This is a genomic window from Streptomyces sp. NPDC107528 (assembly GCF_055639295.1).
Genome location: NZ_JBVKAV010000008.1, coordinates 333,404 through 352,053, shown reverse-complemented (window position 1 = coordinate 352,053; position 18,650 = coordinate 333,404). Strand labels below are relative to the sequence as shown.

Genomic DNA, 18,650 nt, shown 5'->3' with positions numbered 1-18,650 from the left:
GACTGCGGGGACGGCCTCATCGGACCGGAGGGGACCGGTCCGTCGACAGCCATGGCCCCACCAGGGGGTTCTTTAGGGGGATTTGAGAACGTATGGCCAACTTCTCGAAATCAAATGTGCCGCAGTTCTCGGTGGACGTGTACCAGAACGAGTACCTCCCGGAGGGCGGTCGCGAAGTCAACGCGATCGTCACCGTGACCGCGACCGGCGGCGGCACCGTCGGCAGCGCGGTCGCCGCGCCCCACCTCTACTCGCCGGGGCAGGGCCCGTCCGCGGGTGTGGCGATCATGGTCGACTGCTCGGGCTCGATGGACTACCCGCCGACCAAGATGCGCAACGCCCGCGACGCCACGGCCGCCGCGATCGACACCCTGCGCGACGGCGTGCACTTCGCGGTGATCGACGGCACGCACGTGGCCAAGGAGGTCTACCCGGGCGGCGGCCGTCTGGCGGTCGCCGACGCCACCACTCGCGACCAGGCCAAACAGGCCCTGCGCAGGCTCAGTGCGGGCGGCGGAACGGCCATCGGCACCTGGCTGCGGCTCGCCGACCGCCTGCTGTCCTCGGCCGACGTCGCCATCCGGCACGGCATCCTGCTCACCGACGGCCGCAACGAGCACGAGTCGCCTCAGGACCTCAAAGCCGCCCTCGACGCCTGCGCCGGACGCTTCACCTGTGACGCCCGTGGCGTGGGCACCGACTGGGAAGTGAAAGAAGTCACAGCCATCGCCTCGGCGCTGCTCGGCAGCTCCGACATCGTCGCCGATCCGGCCGGTCTCGCCGCCGACTTCACGCAGATGATGGAGACCGCGATGGGCAAGGAGGTCGCGGACGTCGCCCTGCGGGTGTGGACGCCGGTGGGCACGACCATCAAGTTCGTGAAGCAAGTCGCGCCGACCGTGGAGGACTTGACCGACCGCCGCGCCGAGGCCGGCCCGCGCGCCGGTGACTACCCCACCGGCTCCTGGGGCGACGAGTCCCGTGACTACCACGTATGCGTCGAGGTGCCCGCCGCCGGCCTCGGCCAGGAGATGCTCGCCGCCCGGGCCTCCCTGGTCATCCCGCAGTCCGACGGCACCGCACAGAACTTGGGCGCGCAAGGTCTCGTACGGGCCGTGTGGACCGACGACATGGTCGCCTCGACCTCGATCAACCCCCAGGTCGCCCACTACACCGGCCAGGCCGAACTGGCACAAGTCATCCAACAAGGTCTCGATCTTCGCAAGTCGGGCGATATCGATGGAGCAACGGCCAAACTGGGTCGCGCCGTTCAGCTCGCCGGCGCCTCCGGAAATGCCGATACGGCGAAACTCCTTGCGAAGGTGGTGGACGTGGTCGACGCCGCGGCGGGTACTGTGCGACTGAAGGCGAAGGTCGCGGAGGCCGACGAGATGACTCTCGAGACACGGTCCACAAAGACTGTTCGTGTAAAGAAGTGACCTAGCAGGACCCAGCAGGACCCTGAAAAGGATCGAGCCTGACCCCTTGGGGTTGGAGAAATCCGGTCGTGAGCGGCCGGAAAGGAGAGGGGGAAGCGCCGACATGCCGACCTGCCCGAACGGACACCAGTCGGGTTCCGACGACTGGTGCGAGGTCTGCGGTCACCGCATGGCCGGTGCCGTACCTCCGCCCCCTCCGCCGCCGCCCCCGCCCGGTGGCGGCTACGGCTTCCCGCCGCCCGGCGGCCCTGCTCCCGGTGGTCCGTTCGGCGGCCCGAACGCCGGCCAGCCCGGCGGCCCGCCGCATCCTTCCGCCGTACCGGAGCCGGAGCTGTGCCCGCAGTGCCGTACGCCCCGTGAGGGCGGTGCGCCGTTCTGCGAGGAGTGCCGGTGGAACTTCCTGACCAACACGGCGACTTCGTACACCCCCGCAGCCCCGCGCCCCCCGGCGCCCGGCGGCCCGGGCCTGCCCTCGCACTTCCAGCAGCAGTCGGGGCCCCCGCCGTCGTTCGGCGGCGGTGACTCGTACGACTACCAGGGCTCGCGTCCGTCCCAGATGAACCGCCCGGCCGAGCCGATCCCGCCGTTCGGCGCGGAGCCTGCGGGACCGGGCGGACATGGCGGACCTGGCGCCCCGGGTGGTCCCGGCGGACCTGGCCCCGGTGGCCAGGGCGGTCCCGCAGGCCCCGGTGGTCCCGGCGGTATGGGTGGCCCCGGTCCTGGTCAGGGCTACGGCGGCCCCGGCGGCTTCGGTCCCGGCCCGGGCGGCCCAGGTGCCACCAACCCCGGTCCCGGTGGCCCTGGCGGTCACGGCGGACCCGGCGGCCCGGGCGGCAACGGCCCCTCCGTCTTCGGTGACCCCGCGCGGCAGGTTCCGCCGCCGCCCGGTGGCCCGGGCGCGACCAGCGGTGGTCCGCAGGCCTTCCAGCAGGCAAGCCCGTCCGCTCCGCCGGCCCCGCCCGGGTTCCCGCAGGAGACGAACCGCCCGCCGCAGGGCGGCCCGGCCTTCGGCGGCGGTGACGACGACTGGGTGATCTCACCGCCCTCGTCGGGTCCCGGCGCTCCGGGTGGACCGGGCGCTCCCGGTGGCCCCGCTCAGGGCGGCTACGGCTACCCGCAGCCCGGCGCCACCCAGGCCCCGCCGCCGGGTCAGGGCTACCCGCCGCAGCAGCCGACGACCTGGCTGGCCACGATCGGCCCGGACCGCGAGTACTTCATGGCGATGATGCAGCGCTCCGGCCCCGAGGCCGCGGGCCTGAACCTGCCCGCGTACTCGCCCGAGCAGCAGCGCACGCTCACCGGCAACCAGGTCACCATCGGCCGCCGCCGCCACTCCACCGGCGAATCCCCCGACATCGACCTGTCGGTGCCGCCGGAGGACCCGGGTGTCTCCCACCAGCACGCGGTCCTGGTCCAGCAGCCCGACGGCACCTGGGCGGTCGTCGACCAGAACTCGACGAACGGCACCACGGTGAACGGCTCCGAGGAGCCGATCCAGCCCTTCGTGCCGGTGCCACTGCAGGACGGCGACCGGGTGCACGTGGGTGCGTGGACGACGATCACGGTCCGGCGCGGCTAGCCGGAACACCATCGTCCGGCTCCGGACGCGGCTCGATCTTGAGTCCGGGAGGGGGCGGTCGTACGGCGGGAAAGTGCCGTACGACCGCCCCCTCCCGGCGTTTCAGCCGGGCAGCGGCCAGGCGTACGGCCCCTCCGGGTCGTCCAGCCAGGCCCACTCGTGCTCGCCGCGCACGGTGATCCCGTACCGCTCCCGCTGCGGCTGCCCCTCGCGCTCCCACAGCGCGTACGCCTCCTGTGGATCGAGGCTGCCGCGGGTCAGGGCCAGCAGGAAGCGAAACAGCTCGTCCTCCCGGGCCCGGCGCGGCAGCCCGGCCACGGGCGAGGACTCCGGCTCGGTCCGGATCCCGCCGCGCAGCGGCACGAAGTACGCGGGCGTGTGCAGGAAGCGCCCTTCGGCGTGCTCGGCGTCCTGGACGGTGAGGGCGAGCAGTCCGGTGGCGAGCGGGGTCAGGATGCGGGCCCCGGGGCGGCACTGGGCGAGCCAGGCGCGCGGGATCGACGGCAGCGCGCAGGTCGCGATGATGCGGTCGAAGGGTGCGCGCTCGGGCACGCCGCGCGCCCCGTCGCCCGTGACGACGACGGGGTGGTATCCGGCCGCCGTCAGGTGCCGGCGGGCCGACTCGGTGATCTCCGGCTCCAGGTCGATGCTGGTGACGAGGTCGTCATCGCCGAGCCGGCGCGCGAGCAGGGCGGCGTTGAAGCCCGTGCCGGCGCCGATCTCCAGGACGCTGTCGCCGTCCGTCACCTCCAGCGCGACCAGCATCATCGCCATCAGGGACGGCTGGCTGCTGGAGGAGAGCAGCTCGCCGTCGCGCAGCCGGGTGGCGAGGGGGGTGTCCGCGTACGCGCCGCGCATCCACCGCTCTCGCGCGGCCGGGTCGGGGCTCTGGCCCCAGCGGCGTTCGTAGCCGCCGGCGACGCCGACGTAGTAGTACGGCACGAACAGATGGCGTGGCACGGCCGCGAAGACGTCCCGCCACCGCGGGTCCTCGCTCCATGCCCCGTCGGCCTCGATCGTGCGCACCAGCGCGGCCCGCGCCGAGGCGGCGAGGTCGTCCAGGTCGTTGTCGAGAGCGTGCGCGCTCATACGTCCACTGTCCTGCGCCAGGCGCCGCGAGGCGAGCACACCGCCGGACGATCCGGTACGCGTCACCCGGGGCGCCCTGCCCTTCACGACCGCTGGTCCTAAGCCTCAGGTCCTCCGTCTGCGCGTCTGAGACCATGGACGGGTGAATGAGATTCGGCGCGGCACGCTTCAGGAGCAGACCTTTTACGAGCAGGTCGGCGGGGAGGAGACCTTCCGCCGCCTCGTCCACCGTTTCTACCAGGGCGTCGCTGAGGACCCCCTGCTCAAGCCCATGTACCCCGAGGAGGACCTGGGCCCGGCCGAGGAGCGCCTCACGCTGTTCCTGATCCAGTACTGGGGCGGCCCGACGACGTACAGCGAGAACCGCGGGCACCCCCGCCTGCGCATGCGCCACGCCCCGTTCACCGTCGACCGCGCGGCCCACGACGCGTGGCTGAAGCACATGCGGGACGCCGTCGACGAGCTCGGCCTCTCCGAGGAGCACGAGCGGACGCTGTGGAACTACCTGACGTACGCGGCGGCTTCGATGGTGAACACCGCGGGCTGAGCCGACTGTCAGCGAACGCTGACATCCAGGGTGCCGAGTCCCGCCCGCCGTACGGCGATCGACCCGTACGGCGTGCGCAACCTCAGCCACGCACCGGACGAGAGCAGGGCCAGCTCCCTGGTGGCGCGCAGGAATCCCAACGACTGGGCCGCGTGCACGGCACGCACCGGCAGATGGGTGTCCCCGACGGTCCGGGACCAGATCTCCCGCCCGACCCGGTCGAGTTCGGCCCGGGTGCGCTGCTCGGCCGCCAGCTCCTGGGTACGCGACCGGAACTCCGCGACACCCGCACCGACCATCGCCCGCAGGGCATCGGGCTCGGGCAGCCCCGGCACCGCCCGCCATCCGCCGCGCGGCGGGAGCACCCCGGCCCACGGCGGCCCGGTCACGGCCCCCGGCACGACCGCGGTGGCCGCCGACTCGTCGACGGACTCCAGGAGTTCACCCGCGGAGACGGTCACGTCCAGGGTGACGTCGAGCCCGTTCTCATACGGTTTCGCGAGCCGTGCCGTGCGGATCGCCAGCACCTCGAAGGACGGTGGCCGTCCGAAGACGGCGAGCGCGGTGCCGGCCGCCTGCAGGCGCACCGCGGCTCCACGGTCGTAGTGGAGCAGCCGGGAGAGGAAGGCCGCGAGATCCGCCGCCTCCCCCTCGTCGGCGAGGTGGAGCACCGTCATGCGGCGACGGCCTCCTCCTCGTCGTCCTTGTCTTTCGCGTCGTCCGTGTACTCGCGGAGGAACTCCTTCTCCTCCGCGGTGAGCCGGCGCGGCCGTTCCGCCTCGAAGTCGAACGGCACGACCACGGTCGAGGCCCGGACATAGACCAGGTCGTCGTCCTTCACCTCGTAGGTGATGGTGAAGGACGCGGCCCTGATCTCACTGACCCACAGCTCTATGTCCACCGGGTGGTGCCGGTGGACGAGCTGCCGCTTGTAGTCGATCTCGTGGCGCGCCACCACCGACCCCTGCTTGAAGTCCTTCTCCGGACGGAACAGGAAGTCGATGCGGGCTTCCTCCAGGTAGCGGACGAAGACCGCGTTGTTGACGTGTCCGTACGCGTCCATGTCGGACCAGCGCAGGGGGCAACGGTAGATGTGGCGCAAGATCGATCAGCCCCGGGTCAGCTTCTTGTAGGTGGCGCGGTGCGGACGTGTGGCGTCCGCGCCGAGCCGCTCGACCTTGTTCTTCTCGTACGACTCGAAGTTGCCCTCGAACCAGAACCACTTGGACTCGCCCTCGTAGGCGAGGATGTGCGTGGCGACCCGGTCGAGGAACCAGCGGTCGTGGGAGACGACCACGGCCGCGCCCGGGAACTCCAGCAGCGCGTTCTCAAGACTCGACAGCGTCTCGACGTCCAGGTCGTTCGTCGGCTCGTCGAGGAGCAGCAGGTTGCCGCCCTGCTTGAGGGTGAGCGCGAGGTTGAGGCGGTTGCGCTCACCACCGGAGAGGACGCCGGCCGCCTTCTGCTGGTCGGGGCCCTTGAAGCCGAAGGCCGAGACGTACGCCCGCGAGGGCATCTCGACCTGGCCGACGTTGATGTAGTCGAGCTCGTCGGAGACCACGGCCCACAGGCTCTTCTTCGGGTCGATGTTCTCGCGGCTCTGGTCGACGTACGAGATCTTGACGGTGTCGCCGACCTTGATGCTGCCGGAGTCGGGCGTCTCCAGACCCTGGATCATCTTGAAGAGGGTGGTCTTGCCGGCGCCGTTGGGGCCGATGACACCGACGATCCCGTTACGCGGAAGCGTGAACGAAAGGTCATCGATGAGAACCTTCTCGCCGAAGGCCTTGCTGAGGTTGTTGACCTCCACGACGATGCTGCCCAGACGCGGGCCCGGCGGGATCTGGATCTCCTCGAAGTCCAGCTTCCGCATCTTGTCGGCCTCGGCGGCCATCTCCTCGTAGCGAGCGAGACGCGCCTTGGACTTGGCCTGACGCCCCTTGGCGTTGGACCGCACCCACTCCAGCTCTTCCTTGAGCCGCTTGGCGCGCTTGGCGTCCTTCTGGCCCTCGACCTTGAGACGGGTCTGCTTGGTCTCCAGGTACTTGGAGTAGTTGCCCTCGTAGCCGTGGAGCCGGCCGCGGTCGACCTCGCAGATCCAGCCGGCCACGTTGTCGAGGAAGTACCTGTCGTGGGTCACGGCCACGATGGTGCCCTCGTACTTGGCGAGGTGCTGCTCCAGCCAGTTCACGGACTCGGCGTCGAGGTGGTTGGTGGGCTCGTCGAGCAGCAGCAGGTCAGGTGCTTCCAGCAGCAGCTTGCACAGCGCGACGCGGCGCTTCTCACCACCGGAGAGGTTGACGACGGGCCAGTCACCGGCCGGGCACCCGAGCGCGTCCATGGCCTGCTCGAGCTGGGCGTCGAGGTCCCACGCGTTGGCGTGGTCGAGGTCCTCCTGGAGCTTGCCCATCTCTTCGAGCAGCGCGTCGGAGTAGTCGGTGGCCATCAGCTCGGCGATCTCGTTGAACCGGTCGAGCTTGCCCTTGACCTCGGCGACACCCTCCTGGACGTTCTCCAGGACGGTCTTCTCCTCGTTCAGCTTGGGCTCCTGCATCAGGATGCCCACGGTGTACCCGGGCGACAGGAACGCCTCACCGTTCGACGGCTGCTCCAGCCCCGCCATGATCTTCAGAATCGTCGACTTACCGGCGCCGTTCGGGCCGACGACGCCGATCTTCGCTCCGGGGAGGAAGTTCAGGGTGACGTCGTCGAGAATCACCTTGTCGCCGTGCGCCTTGCGCGCCTTGCGCATGGTGTAAATGAACTCAGCCAAGAGAAACCGTCCGGCAGCTTGAAATCAGGCAGTGGGCAGATACACCCCATCTTGCCGGATCGCCACCCCTCGGGGGAAACCCGTATCGCCGATGGGCCCTGACCTGGACTTTCGTCGCCGAGGGTCTCCGGCCGGGTGCCGAGCCGCGCGGGCGAGCTGACAGAAGCTCAGCGGGCGGTGCCGGCGCCGCAATTGCCGAGCCGTGGCGAGTTCGGGCGTCCGGGTGGGCGCACCCGCGTGCCGATATCGGCGTGCCGCCGGGACATATAGGAATTTTTCACATTAACCTCCCGTAACTGTACGGAGTCGATCTTTAACGGATCGCACCCACCACCTCACTCCATCGGAGAAGACATGCACAACCTTCGCAAGGCTGCCGTCGTGGCCGTCGCCATCGGCACCGTCGGACTCCTGGGCGCCGGCACCGCCACCGCCGACGGCCACGGCGGCAAGGGCGGGGACAAGGTCAGCGTCCTGCAGAGCTCGAACTGCAAGTCGCACGACCTGAACGTCGACGTCCTCGGCCAGGTCGGCATTCTCAACGGCGCGCTGGGCAACGCGCTCAACGGCGAGGGCGACACGGGCGCGCAGGCCACCCACATCGGCTCGACCATGGGCTGCGACAACAGCGCCTGGTAGACCGAGTCCGAGACGAGGTCTTCTCGCCACGTCTCACGCAGGGATGCCGGCGGGTGCGAATCGGTGCCCCATGGCGAGACCTACCGGTGGAGTACGGGCCGTGACAGACGGCCCATGGGTTGTTCCGCCGACGGCAGCGCACCCCCAGGCACCCCGTGAAACAGTCAGGGGCTTGATCCAGCGAAGTGGATCAAGCCCCTGATCTGGTGTTCTGTGATCTGGTGGTGTGTCGAGGTGTCCGGGCGGGGCGGCAACCAGGCGCCGGCCGGCCGGCCGCCTGCCTCAGTCCTGCGTCGGCAGCTGCTTCTTCCGTACGACGATCAGCGCCGCGCCACCGATCACGACCAGGCCGATGGCGATGCCCGTGATCAGGGGAGTCATCGCGGAGCCGCCGGTCGCGGCGAGGTTGGTGTCGTCGGTCGCCGTGCCGACCGTGGCGGGGCTCGGCTCGGCGAGGGTCTGGGTCAGCGCGCCCGCCGCCTCGGCCTCACCCATCTGCGTCATGCAGTCGAGCACTCCGGTGAACCGCTTCTCGAAGCCGCCCGGCCCCTGGATGGTGAAGTCGTACGCCTGGTCCTCCTGGAGCGGGACCGTCACCGTCCGTGACTCGCCGGCCGGAATGCTGTGCTCGACCCCGAGCAGCTCAAAGGTGAACGCCTCGGCGCCCTCGTTGGCGGCGGTGATGTCGACGCCGCCCTTGTCGCAGTTCTCCGTGGCGGAGAGCGCCGGTATCGCTCCGGTCTTCGCCCAGCTCGCGCTCGCCGTCGCCGAGACGGTCGACTCGCTGGAGCCGGCCAGGATCTGCGTCTGGCTGCGGCTCTCGGCGGCGAAGGCACGTCCCACCGGCACGGTGGTCGAGGCCTGCACGGTCAGCTCGGCCTGGCCGGCCGCCGCGTTCTCGGGGACCTCGAAGAACACCTGACCGCCGTCGGCCGCGGATGTGACGGCCTTGCCGTCCTTGTCCACGATCCGCACCCCGCTGGTGGCGGCGTCCGCCGGGGGCGTCAGCGTCACGCCGTCCGCGTCGGTGTGCACCGTCACCGGACCGAGCCGCTCACCGGGGTGGCCGGAGACCGCGGGCGGGTCGAGCCGCAGGGACGACCGGGGCTCCCCCACACCCCGCGCGCTCCTCTCCAGGTAGTCCGCGAGCTGCTCGGCCTGCGGGTCGACGGCGTCGACGTCCGCACCGTCCGAGTAGCGCCAGATGGCCACCTGCGTGCCGGCCGCCGCGTCCTGCTCGGTGAGGCCGCCCTTGACGCCCGCCTTGCCCGCGAGGGCGGCGAGATCGTTCACCTGCGGGTAGGAGTTCTGCAGGATCCAGCGGATCCTGCCCGCGTCCTTGTTGGCGCCCAGCGAGGTGCCGCTCCAGGGCGTCTCGTGATATCTGGCGTCGCGCTGCGTGGGGTTGTGGATGTCGACGCAGTACGTCTGCAGCATGCCGCCGCCGTCGACGGACATCTCGAACAGGCCGGCCGAGATCTCCTGGTCACCGGAGTCGGCGTGGACGACAGCGCCGCCGTAGGTCTTGAGGCCACCTATGGTCGCGGTCGCCCCGCCCTGGCTCCAGGCTGCCCCGTCGGCCGCGGCTGTGCCGGCACCGGCAACCACCGAGGCGGCGACCAGCCCGGACACCAGGGTCGAGACGGCCAGTCGAGCCGCCCCGCGCCCGCGCACCGACAGCGCAGAGAACGCAGCAAACACAGAATTCCCCTTCGAGCAGGACCCGTTGACGTGGGGGGCACGGTCCCACCAGCAGAAGCTTCAAGCCCCGAGAGCTATGTCCGGCATCCTAGGTACGCCGCGCACCACGCTTCCCTGTGATCCCGTCGGCGGCCCGATCCGACTCGGAATCGTTATCGCCAAGATCCCCTGCGAGCAGGGCTTATCGACAAATCCACCGGGGTCGTTCGGAACGCATTCGCCGATAAGCCGCACTTCGGTCAGCCTCTGCAAGTGACTGACGTCACGTCACCGCCACTGCCTCCTGGGCCTGTTGAGAGTCGGCCTGTTGGGAGTCCACGTCGGCGGGTGGTGTCTCCCACTCGGGCTCGGGTTCGGACAGCGCGGATGCGGATCCAGATACAGATGCGGAGCCGGCAGCCGAGACCCTGGCTCCCGCCTCCGGCCTGAGGGCGCGCCGGAAGGCCGACGTGCCGCGCGCAAGGTCGTGGCCGATCGCCGTCGCGTCGATGTCGGCCGAGGTCCAGCTCTGCCCCTCGCGTACGTCCGAGCGCACCTTCAGCCGGCCCTGCACCACGACGGGATCGCCCACGTTCAGCGATCCGGCGGCGTTCGTGGCGAGCTGGCGATTGGCCCACACCGTGAAGAAGTTGGTGTGCCCGTCGGTCCACTCGTTCTTCCCGCGGTCCAGGTAGCGCGAGGTCACCGCCAGCCGGAAGCGCGCGGACGGTCCCGTCGTCAGCTCCCGGTACACCGGCTGTGTCGCCACGTTGCCCACTGCGCAGATGATCGTCTCGTTCATCTCGATCCCTCCCCTCGCCCGGCCTCTCCCGCCGGGCGGACACGCGTACGGGCCCGTCCCGTACGGCTGCGTCCGACCGTCCTTCGCGATCGCCGCGAAGCCAGACTGCCTCCGTCGGGCCGAGCCCGCTGAGCCCTGTGGATCACCGCGTGCCTGTGGACAACTCCGCCACCCGAACGGGTGATCGCCGCACCCACCAGCCCCGGTGCCGACCGGGTCCGCGGTTCTCATGGGGCTCATGGGACTCGTGGGGCTCATGGGGCTCGCGGCCGCCCGAGGGTCACCCTGGCCCCCTCCACAGCCGTCGCTGCTCAGGTCACCTCCCGGCGGACCCCACCCCCATCACGCGCCCGTACTGCTCCCGGACCTCCCGGTACCGCAGCAGCTCCGAGGCCACCGGATCCAGTACCCGGGCCCGCCCGCACCCGGCCGCCGCCTCCCGCAACCGCCGTTCCGCCTCCAGGCCGTACCGCCGTGCCGGCCCCCGGGCCGCCATCCGGCAGCCCCACTCGACGAACGGGCCGCCGACGATTCCGGCCGTCATCAGCAGCACCGGTACGCCCAGGTTGGGCGCCATCACCCCGACGATCTGTCCCACCAGCCAGAGCCCGCCGATGACCTGAAGGATCGTCATGGACGCCTGCACCAGGACGGCCGCCGGCCACCAGCCCGGCCGCGGCGGCCGCCCGGGCGGCAGTCCCGCACGCGCGGCCAGCTCGTCCAGCGCCTCCGGCAGCCCCTGAGCGCCTCGTACGGCCGACTCGCGCACCGCCTGCGCCCACGGTGTGGGCAGCCCGGCCGACGCCCGGTCGGCGACCGTACGCACCGCCTGTTCGACGCGCTGCCGCGCGGTGGCCTCCTCGTCCGTCTGCGTCCGCACGGACAGACGTCCCGTCGTGGGCTCGCCCCGGTCCTGGTACCAGCGCCACAGCCGCAGCCAAGGCGTCCCGCACGCGCGGTTGGCGTTGCGCAGCCATGCCCGTTCGGCGGCCTCGCCCGCGGCGGTGGCGCCGATCGCGTCCGCGAGGCGCGCGGAGAACTCGTCGCGCGCCTCCTCGCTGAGCCCGGTCCGCCGCCGCGCGGCGTACACGGGCCGCAGCCGCCACCCTGCGGCGTCCACGTCGGCCGAGATCCGGCGCGCGGCCGACCCGCGTTCCGCCACGAACTGGCCCAGCGCCTCACGCAGTTCGCCGACGCCCTCGCCGGTGAGAGCGGACAGCGCAAGCACGATGGCGCCCGGTTCGCCGTGCTCGCCCAGCGCGATGCCGTCCTCGTCGAGCAGCCGTCGCAGGTCGTCGAGGACCTGGTCGGTGGCCTCTCCGGGCAGCCGGTCGACCTGGTTGAGGACGACGAACATGATCTCGGCGTGTCCCGCCATGGGCCGCAGATAGCGCTCGTGCAGGACCGCGTCGGCGTACTTCTCGGGGTCGACCACCCAGATGACGGCGTCGACGAGCCCCAGGACGCGGTCGACCTGCTCACGGTGCTGCACGGCGGCCGAGTCGTGGTCGGGCAGATCGACCAGGACTAGCCCGCGCAACTGCCCGTCCGCAGCCGCGTTCTGCGCGGGACGCCGCCGCAGCCGCGGTGGGATGCCGAGCCGCTCGATGAGGCCGACCGCGCCGTCGCTCCAGCTGCAGGCGAGGGGTGAGGCGGTCGTCGGGCGCCGTACGCCCGTCTCCGAGATGGTCACCCCGGCGAGCGCGTTGAACAGCTGCGACTTGCCGCTGCCCGTGGCGCCCGCGATGGCGACGACGGTGTGCTGCCCGGAGAGCCTGCGCCGTGCCGCCGCCTCGTCGAGCACCCGGCCCGCCTCGGAGAGCGTCTTGTTGTCGAGCCGGGTGCGCGAGAGCCCGACCAGTTCGCGCAGCGCGTCGAGCCGGGACCGCAATGCCCCGTCGTACGCGAGCGGCGTCACGACCTGCGCCCCGGAGGCGCGGGGTTCCACAGCGACGGGTTGTTCCGGAGCGGCGTTCTCATTCACCCGCCTTGCGATCAGCCCGTCGTCCCAGGGAGTCGCGGAGTCCGTACCGGAGGAGGGGTCGGTGCGGGCGGCGTCCGACCGCGCGGAGGAGTCCACCCGAGAGGCGGAATCGGCACGAGGAGCGGGATCCGTACGCGCGGGAGAGTCCTTACGGGACGGGGGCTTCGTGCGGGACGGGGGCTCCGTGCGGGACGACGGGGGCTCCGTACGTGCCGAGGAATCCGTACGCGCCGAGGAATCCGTACGTCGGGACGTGCCGCCGCTCTTACGGCCGCCCGGGTCGGAGGCAGCGCCACGCGCCGGCGTGTCACCGTCCCTGCGGCCCCCCGCGTCACGGCTCCCCTCACGCGCGGGCGCGACACCGCCCTCACGGGCGCCGGAGTCCGGGGCGTCCTCACACGCGGGCGGGCCGCTCTCCTTGCGGCCGCCGCGATCGGCCGCGCCCCCACGCGCGTGCGCGTCAACGTCCTTACGCCCCCCGGGCTCGGGGACACTCACCCGCATCTGTGCCTCACCATCCTCACGGCCGCCGGAGTCGAGGGCCCCCTCGCGCGCGGGCGTGTCACTGTCCGTCAGGTCCTCCACGCGCGCGTGGCCGTCGTCCGCCCGGCCGTCCCACTTAGCGAGCTTCCTCCAGAGCATGCTTCGGTTCTCCGGCTCCTCGACGGCTGCGGGACCCTCGCCCTCTGCGGGCGCTCCCGCCGCCTGATCGCCCTCCGCGGGCAGGCGGTTCCCGGAAACGCCCTCCAGAGGGACGTTCGCCGGGGTGCTGTTCTCGCGCACGGCGGGCCCCGTGGCGCCGTCCTTCTGCTGATCGGCGTGTTCCGTGTGGTCCTGGTCAGTGACGGCAGTCACCGGTCACCTCTCCTTCTGCAGTACGGACAGCGCGGCGATGAGTTCGGCCTGGGGTTCCGGATGAACCTCCAGGGCGTCGAGCGGGGCGAGCCGTCGCTCGCGTTCGTTGTGCATGACCCGGTCCAGGTGCTCGGTGAGCAGCCGCCCGGCCCGGTCGCGCAGCCGCAGCGCGCCGTGCGCGCCGATCCGTTCGGCGAGCCCCTCCCCCGCCGAACGCGCCCGGCGTCCGCCCAGCAGGGCGGTGGCGACGAGGGCGGTGACGACCTCGGAATCGGGGGCGACGCTGCGGTCGAGGACGCTCACCTCGTCCTCCGCGTACTCCTCGAGTTCCCGGCGCCAGCGCCGTACGGCCATACCGATGCGGTGTTCTACGCTCGCCGGCCGTGGGTCGCGGCCCGTCAGTTCGGGGGCCGCGGCGGCCGGTTCGCGCCGCCAGGCGTCGTCGACGCGCTCGTCGGCGGCGGTGACGGCGCACAGCAGGAGCGTGCTCAGGCTCTCCACCAGCGACTCCAGCAGCTCGCTGGCGGAGCAGTCGAGCGGGAAGGCACGCCAGCGCTTCAGCGCGTCACCGGCGAGCACGGCACCGGCCTGTAGCCGGCTCCGTACGCGCGCGTACTCGCTGTCGTACGCACTGTCCACGGCGCCGGTGAGCCGTAGCGCTGCCGCGTACTGGGCGGCGGCGGCGTTCGCCAGCTCGGGCATGCGGACCTTGAGCGAGTCGAGCAGACCGTTGGCCGTCCGGATGATGGCGTGTTCCCGTGCCCCCGGGTCCTGGGCCTGCTGGCTGAGCCAGGTGCGCAGCGGTGCCACCGCCGTCGCCGGCAGCAGCCCGCCGCCCCAGGCCGACTCGGGCAGCTCGGGCACGGTGAAGCGGGGGATGTGACCGAGGCCGGCCTTGGTGAGGAGCGCGCCGTACTGCCGGGACACCTCGGAGACGACCTGATGCGGAACCCTGTCCAGAACGGTCACCAGGGTGGCGTCGTACTCCTTGGCTGTGCGCAGCAGATGCCAGGGGACGGCGTCGGCGTACCGGGCGGCCGTCGTGACCATCACCCAGATGTCGGCCGCGCAGATCAGCTGAGCCGCGAGGGCTCGGTTGTCCGCGATCAGGGAGTCGATGTCGGGCGCGTCGAGCAGGGCGAGCCCGGGCGGCAGCGTGTCGGCGGTCTCGAGCCGCAGCACGCGCGCGGCATCGTCGCCCGGCGCCATCAGCTCCTCCGCCGGATCCTGATCGGGCATCCACACGCGCGTGAGGTCGGGCAGCACCCTCACCCCGCTGAACCAGTGATGGTCGTCCGGATGACAGACCAGCACGGGATTTCGCGTGGTCGGCCGCAGCACTCCCGCTTCGGTCACGCGCCGGCCCACGATCGAGTTGACGAGCGTCGACTTGCCGGCCCCGGTCGATCCGCCCACCACGGCAAGCAACGGCGCTTCGGGCTCTCTCAAGCGGGGCACCAAATAGTCGTCGAGCTGTGCGAGCAGTTCGTCGCGGTTGGCACGCGCGCGTGGCGCCCCCGCCAGGGGCAGCGGGAAGCGTGCGGCCGCGACACGGTCGCGCAGGGCGGAAAGTGCGTCGAGCAGCTGAGGCCGTACGTCCAAGGTCACCACATGCGAAGAATGCCCAATTTTAGGGGAATTCTGAAGCATATGAGCATGTCTGCGCGCCGACGGGACACAAGGGATGGAAGGGACGACTGGGACACAGGCACAGTCCAGGCATAACGAGTGCACAACACCCGGGGCGCGAGAGGCCAAAAGCGGTGCACGATTCGTACCTGCCTGCGATTATCAGGACCGCTTCACCGAACCTCCACATCGAGCCACGGAGGCGAAGCAACAGGGACACGGACGCGGGAGCCCTATCCTTGTCCCCGGCAACGTCACGGAATCAGCCCACACCCGGGCGCACCACGACCGAGGCCACCACAACCGGCCCCCGTAGCTCAGTGGATAGAGCAGGCGCCTTCTAAGCGCTTGGCCGCAGGTTCGAGTCCTGCCGGGGGCGCCCAGTCTCCGCCCTCCTTCGGGAGGGCGTTTTTGCTGTTCAGAGCACATGTCAGCTGTCACGACGAAGCCCCGGGCGCCCTCTTTATGATCAAGGGAAGACTCCGGGGCTGTCCGGCTGTCACCGGGTTTTCGCGGGTGGTCGTGTCGAATACGTGTCGAAGTTCTGGGCCTCGGCGTCAGCCGATGGACGGCCGCTCGGGGAGATCTCCGGCAGCTTCGAGCCGCCTCTTCAGGTCCGGCAGCTGGCCCTCGATGCATCGGGCGTAGGTCGCCAGGAGCACAGCCACGCTGTTCCCGGCCCAGTCGGCCACCTGGGCGGGCGGGATCCCGTCGTTCAGCCACTTCGTCAGGCGCGTGTTCCGGTTGTCGTAGACGCGCCGTCCGGTGGGCGACTCGAAGACGTGCGGGGGCAGTACGGCCTTACGTGCGCTGCGCCACGCCCTACGGATGACGGAGCCAGCGAGGACGCCGCCCGACTCGCCTTGGAACAGCAGGTCCCCCGGCTTGAGCTTTTCGTCCTCGATGTGCTGCCGAAGGATGCGTGTCAGGGCAGGATGCCCTGGCACAGTCCGTGTCTCGCCCTCCGCACGGCCCTTCAGGTCCCGTTGCTCGTGGATCTCCCCCGTATCGGTCCACTGCTTCCCGACCTCGGGGGTCGCGGTGTGGATCAGCAGCTCGCACCACTGGTCGTCAGCGTCGGGCTCGGGCAGGGACACGTCCTCCACCCGCATGGCTACGGCTTCCTCGGGCCGGGGGCCGCAGTAGTACAGCGTGGCGAAGAAGGCGTGAAGTCGCTCGCCGCCGCGCGGCCGGCGCCGTATCCAGTCGAGGATGGCGGCCGCCTGCTCGGGATTCAGCAGAGACCGCTTGTCCACGGCGTGCGTGGTCTTTACGGCGGCCGTCGACTCCTTGCCCTTGGGAAGGGGATTGGCCCGCAGAATGCGCCGCCGGATCGCGTGCTTCATGGCGACGTTGAGGATCCGGCGGTTGCGCTTGCGGGACCAGGCCGCCGCTTGCTTGCCGTCGAGGCGCGTGTCGATGGCGCGCAGGACCTGGTCGACCTTCTCCGGGTCCTCCCAGGCCGAGACGGGCAGGGCGTTCCGCTCGACCCATCGGAGGATGGCGACGACGTCTCGGGGCGCGTCGGGGCGTCGGTTCGTGTTGAACGCCCACTCACGTAGAGCGGTGCGCACGGCGGCAGGCGCGAACTGGGTGGGCTTGGCTCGCAGTAAGGCGACGGTCGTCGCAGTCAGGGTCTTGGCGATGTTCTTACGGCTGTTGCCGCCCAGCTGAGGCCAACGGGCATCCACATACTCGACGGCGAACTTGTACCAGCTCATGGCAGCCGACTTGGAACGGTGGGACACCGGAAGCCCAGTGGCCACGACGAACGCCTCGCCCTTGCCCGTGGCCCGGATGAGTTCGGAGCGGAAACCCTCTGCGAGCGCGACGGTGTCGAAGGGCTCACGCCAGCCCTTCCCCGCGACCACCCAGCGCACGGTGTACGTCGTCTTCCGGGCGCCCTTGTAGGTGAGGATCTTGTAGACCTTGACGTCGTGGCCGCGATCGGTGTCACCGTCAGCCACGCCGTGGAGCAACCGGAGCCGAGGGAGGCGACCGCCGATGAGGCGTCACTCCTTGGCATCCAGAAGGCCGCACTCGTGACGCACGTCCGGCGGACGTACTACAGCGACCAGGGGCGGCCCGTGGAGACGGCGGACATCGTGGTGCCCGCCGCTCACTGCGAGATCGTCTACGAGATCCCCATCAGTCGCTAGCAGGACGGCCCCGCGTCAGGTCGTAGCTCCTCCGCTCGTTTCGTGACCGCATGCGCAACGAGCGGCACGACGAGCAGCTTTCAGATGCGGAGTTGGAGCTGTTCCTCCAGTACCTCCACAGATTCGCGAACCACGACCTTGACCTCTACGCCCTCATACAGGTTGGAGACCCCGAGCACCCCGCCTGCGTGTCCATCAGCAGGACGCCAGAAGCGGGCGTCGACCCCTCGGCCTACCGGCGGCCGTGAACCGGCTCCGAGCCGTGTCGAATGTGTGGTGACGGCAGTGGCTCTGAAACCACGTTCCGAAAAGAAGCCCTGCCAGACGCTAGTTCCTGATAGTCGCTCATACAGACGCGACTGCCGATTGCGGCGGGTCTGTGACGGTGAGGCAGGAGTGTCGAGTCAGCCGAAGTCGTTCGTGCCGGGAGTGGGGCGAGTACTGATGGTCTCGTCGTACGTCGGCATAGTGGTGCCGTACGAGGTCCGCGGGTCCAGTGGTCCCGCGCCGGACCCCCGGCCCACTGGTTGGACGCCCGGGGCGCTGCCCGGATGCCCGAGCGCATGGCGCTCGCCCGTACCCGGGCGCAGAACCGCGGGCATTTCACCGGAGGTGGCCTGTGTCGCGGTGCCGGTCTTCTCGAAGTCCTGGGACGTCCGCTGGTCGTTCCATTCGTGGCCGTCCGCCGACGACCTGAGGTTGTCCCTGCCGGCCTGGAGGCGGGAGTGCAGACCGTCGAGAGCCGGTTTCCAGCTGGTGGCGATCTCTGTCAAAGCGGCGCCGATCGACCAGCCAGTGAGCGAGTTGCCCGCGGTCCTCGATTCCCTGATGGCCCTGTCGGCCGGTCCCTTCATGGTTTGGGATACACCGTCGCAGGCGCCGGCGGACGCACGCAGTTCGGCCGGGTCGACGTTGGTGCTCTGAGACACGTCCAGTTCCTCTCAATCGGTCAGAACTGCTGCTGCTTTGCTCCGGGTGGGAGCATGCAGGGAGTGCGTACGGAGAAAGAGAGCGCTTGGGGCTTCGTCTTGCCGGAGCCGACGGTCTCGGCCGTCACGCGATAGGAGTTCTCCTTGTTGTCGGCCCTGAACACCGCCGACTCATAGGCGTCCTTGAACTCCCGGTATCCCGTGACCTCGTACCCCTGCTTGGAGAGCTTCTGACGGAGCGTATTTACTACGCGCGTGTGCTCCGTGACGGGCGCCGGGGAGTTGACGTAGTAGAAGAGGCTGTACCGGCCGTCCTCGGCCACCTCGTCGTTCGCCCCGATGCAGGCCTCGAAGTGCACCTTGGCCGTCGAGGGGGTGAGCTCGACCTCGGTGATCCTGGCCATGTACTCGGTGTAGTCCTGGGCCCACTTCAGCGCGGCGTCCTTTTCCATCCGCGGCAGCGGGGTGTTCGCGTCGTCACTCTGGGACACACAACCTCCAGTTGAAAGCAGAACTGCGGAGACAGCGAGCAGCGTCCGGAGGAAG

The 18,650-nt window shown here is 70.4% G+C and carries 16 protein-coding genes, 1 tRNA gene and 1 pseudogene; 7 read left to right on the top strand and 11 right to left on the bottom strand.

The genetic code is table 11. From position 1 onward, the window contains the following. The first annotated feature begins 92 nt into the window (after window positions 1-92). Entirely contained in the window at window positions 93-1,439 is a 1,347-nt protein-coding gene (locus tag ACZ7L5_RS26550) for a vWA domain-containing protein (protein ID WP_471519339.1), read from the top strand. A gap of 103 nt (window positions 1,440-1,542) precedes the next feature. Continuing rightward, complete coding sequence (locus ACZ7L5_RS26545; RefSeq protein ID WP_471519337.1) at window positions 1,543-3,018, top strand: FHA domain-containing protein; 1,476 nt, start codon at window positions 1,543-1,545, stop codon at window positions 3,016-3,018. A gap of 102 nt (window positions 3,019-3,120) precedes the next feature. Here the strand turns inward: ACZ7L5_RS26545 and ACZ7L5_RS26540 are convergent, their stop codons facing one another. After that, on the bottom strand, window positions 3,121-4,107 hold the full coding sequence (locus ACZ7L5_RS26540) for a methyltransferase domain-containing protein (protein ID WP_471519335.1): 987 nt from the start codon (window positions 4,105-4,107) through the stop codon (window positions 3,121-3,123). 142 nt (window positions 4,108-4,249) lie between these two features. Here ACZ7L5_RS26540 and ACZ7L5_RS26535 point away from each other — a divergent pair, with 142 nt between their 5' ends. Further along, window positions 4,250-4,654, top strand: a complete 405-nt coding sequence (locus tag ACZ7L5_RS26535; RefSeq protein ID WP_328427595.1) for a globin — start codon at window positions 4,250-4,252, stop codon at window positions 4,652-4,654. 8 nt (window positions 4,655-4,662) lie between these two features. Here ACZ7L5_RS26535 and ACZ7L5_RS26530 read toward each other — a convergent pair whose 3' ends face one another. Genes ACZ7L5_RS26530 through ettA form a run of 3 tightly spaced genes read right to left on the bottom strand, consistent with a single transcriptional unit; the run spans window position 4,663 to window position 7,427 of the window. Further along, window positions 4,663-5,331 carry a DUF8185 domain-containing protein gene (locus tag ACZ7L5_RS26530; protein WP_363042581.1) on the bottom strand — a complete coding sequence of 223 codons (669 nt, stop codon included), beginning with the start codon at window positions 5,329-5,331 and terminating at the stop codon, window positions 4,663-4,665. Beyond that, on the bottom strand, window positions 5,328-5,756 hold the full coding sequence (locus ACZ7L5_RS26525) for an acyl-CoA thioesterase (RefSeq protein WP_363050329.1): 429 nt from the start codon (window positions 5,754-5,756) through the stop codon (window positions 5,328-5,330). The genes ACZ7L5_RS26530 and ACZ7L5_RS26525 overlap by 4 nt, the downstream gene beginning before the upstream one ends. 6 nt (window positions 5,757-5,762) lie before the next feature. Continuing rightward, entirely contained in the window at window positions 5,763-7,427 is a 1,665-nt protein-coding gene (ettA, locus tag ACZ7L5_RS26520) for an energy-dependent translational throttle protein EttA (RefSeq protein ID WP_328881580.1), read from the bottom strand. Between the two features lie 354 nt (window positions 7,428-7,781). On the opposite strand from ettA, the gene ACZ7L5_RS26515 reads away from it, so the two are divergent. Next, on the top strand, window positions 7,782-8,066 hold the full coding sequence (locus ACZ7L5_RS26515) for a hypothetical protein (RefSeq protein ID WP_391395417.1): 285 nt from the start codon (window positions 7,782-7,784) through the stop codon (window positions 8,064-8,066). Between the two features lie 282 nt (window positions 8,067-8,348). On the opposite strand, the gene ACZ7L5_RS26510 is transcribed toward ACZ7L5_RS26515, so the two are convergent. From ACZ7L5_RS26510 to ACZ7L5_RS26495, 4 genes are all read right to left on the bottom strand, one after another. Beyond that, window positions 8,349-9,767 carry a Cys-Gln thioester bond-forming surface protein gene (locus ACZ7L5_RS26510; RefSeq protein WP_471519332.1) on the bottom strand — a complete coding sequence of 473 codons (1,419 nt, stop codon included), beginning with the start codon at window positions 9,765-9,767 and terminating at the stop codon, window positions 8,349-8,351. A gap of 262 nt (window positions 9,768-10,029) precedes the next feature. Beyond that, window positions 10,030-10,548 (bottom strand): single-stranded DNA-binding protein, encoded by a 519-nt coding sequence (locus tag ACZ7L5_RS26505; protein WP_471519330.1) that lies wholly within the window; start codon window positions 10,546-10,548, stop codon window positions 10,030-10,032. Window positions 10,549-10,864: 316 nt separating this feature from the next. After that, window positions 10,865-13,036: a YfjP family GTPase gene (locus tag ACZ7L5_RS26500; RefSeq protein ID WP_471519497.1), complete on the bottom strand. Its 2,172-nt coding sequence runs from the start codon at window positions 13,034-13,036 to the stop codon at window positions 10,865-10,867. Window positions 13,037-13,390: 354 nt separating this feature from the next. After that, window positions 13,391-14,998, bottom strand: a complete 1,608-nt coding sequence (locus tag ACZ7L5_RS26495; RefSeq protein WP_471519328.1) for a dynamin family protein — start codon at window positions 14,996-14,998, stop codon at window positions 13,391-13,393. Between the two features lie 324 nt (window positions 14,999-15,322). On the opposite strand from ACZ7L5_RS26495, the gene ACZ7L5_RS26490 reads away from it, so the two are divergent. Further along, a tRNA-Arg gene (locus ACZ7L5_RS26490) sits at window positions 15,323-15,395 on the top strand. 178 nt (window positions 15,396-15,573) lie between these two features. On the opposite strand, the gene ACZ7L5_RS26485 is transcribed toward ACZ7L5_RS26490, so the two are convergent. Further along, entirely contained in the window at window positions 15,574-16,983 is a 1,410-nt protein-coding gene (locus ACZ7L5_RS26485; RefSeq protein ID WP_471519326.1) for a tyrosine-type recombinase/integrase, read from the bottom strand. Here ACZ7L5_RS26485 and ACZ7L5_RS26480 point away from each other — a divergent pair. Together ACZ7L5_RS26480 and ACZ7L5_RS26475 are read left to right on the top strand one after the other, a co-directional pair. Next, window positions 16,954-17,175, top strand: a pseudogene (locus tag ACZ7L5_RS26480) (UTRA domain-containing protein); the annotation flags it as partial. The gene ACZ7L5_RS26485 and the pseudogene ACZ7L5_RS26480 overlap by 30 nt on opposite strands. A gap of 50 nt (window positions 17,176-17,225) precedes the next feature. After that, window positions 17,226-17,423: a hypothetical protein gene (locus ACZ7L5_RS26475; RefSeq protein ID WP_471519324.1), complete on the top strand. Its 198-nt coding sequence runs from the start codon at window positions 17,226-17,228 to the stop codon at window positions 17,421-17,423. Window positions 17,424-17,579: 156 nt separating this feature from the next. Here ACZ7L5_RS26475 and ACZ7L5_RS26470 read toward each other — a convergent pair whose 3' ends face one another. Both ACZ7L5_RS26470 and ACZ7L5_RS26465 read right to left on the bottom strand, forming a co-directional pair. Then, window positions 17,580-18,104 carry a WXG100 family type VII secretion target gene (locus tag ACZ7L5_RS26470; protein WP_471519322.1) on the bottom strand — a complete coding sequence of 175 codons (525 nt, stop codon included), beginning with the start codon at window positions 18,102-18,104 and terminating at the stop codon, window positions 17,580-17,582. 20 nt (window positions 18,105-18,124) lie between these two features. Next, complete coding sequence (locus ACZ7L5_RS26465; protein WP_471519320.1) at window positions 18,125-18,595, bottom strand: hypothetical protein; 471 nt, start codon at window positions 18,593-18,595, stop codon at window positions 18,125-18,127. Between the last annotated feature and the right edge of the window lie 55 nt (window positions 18,596-18,650).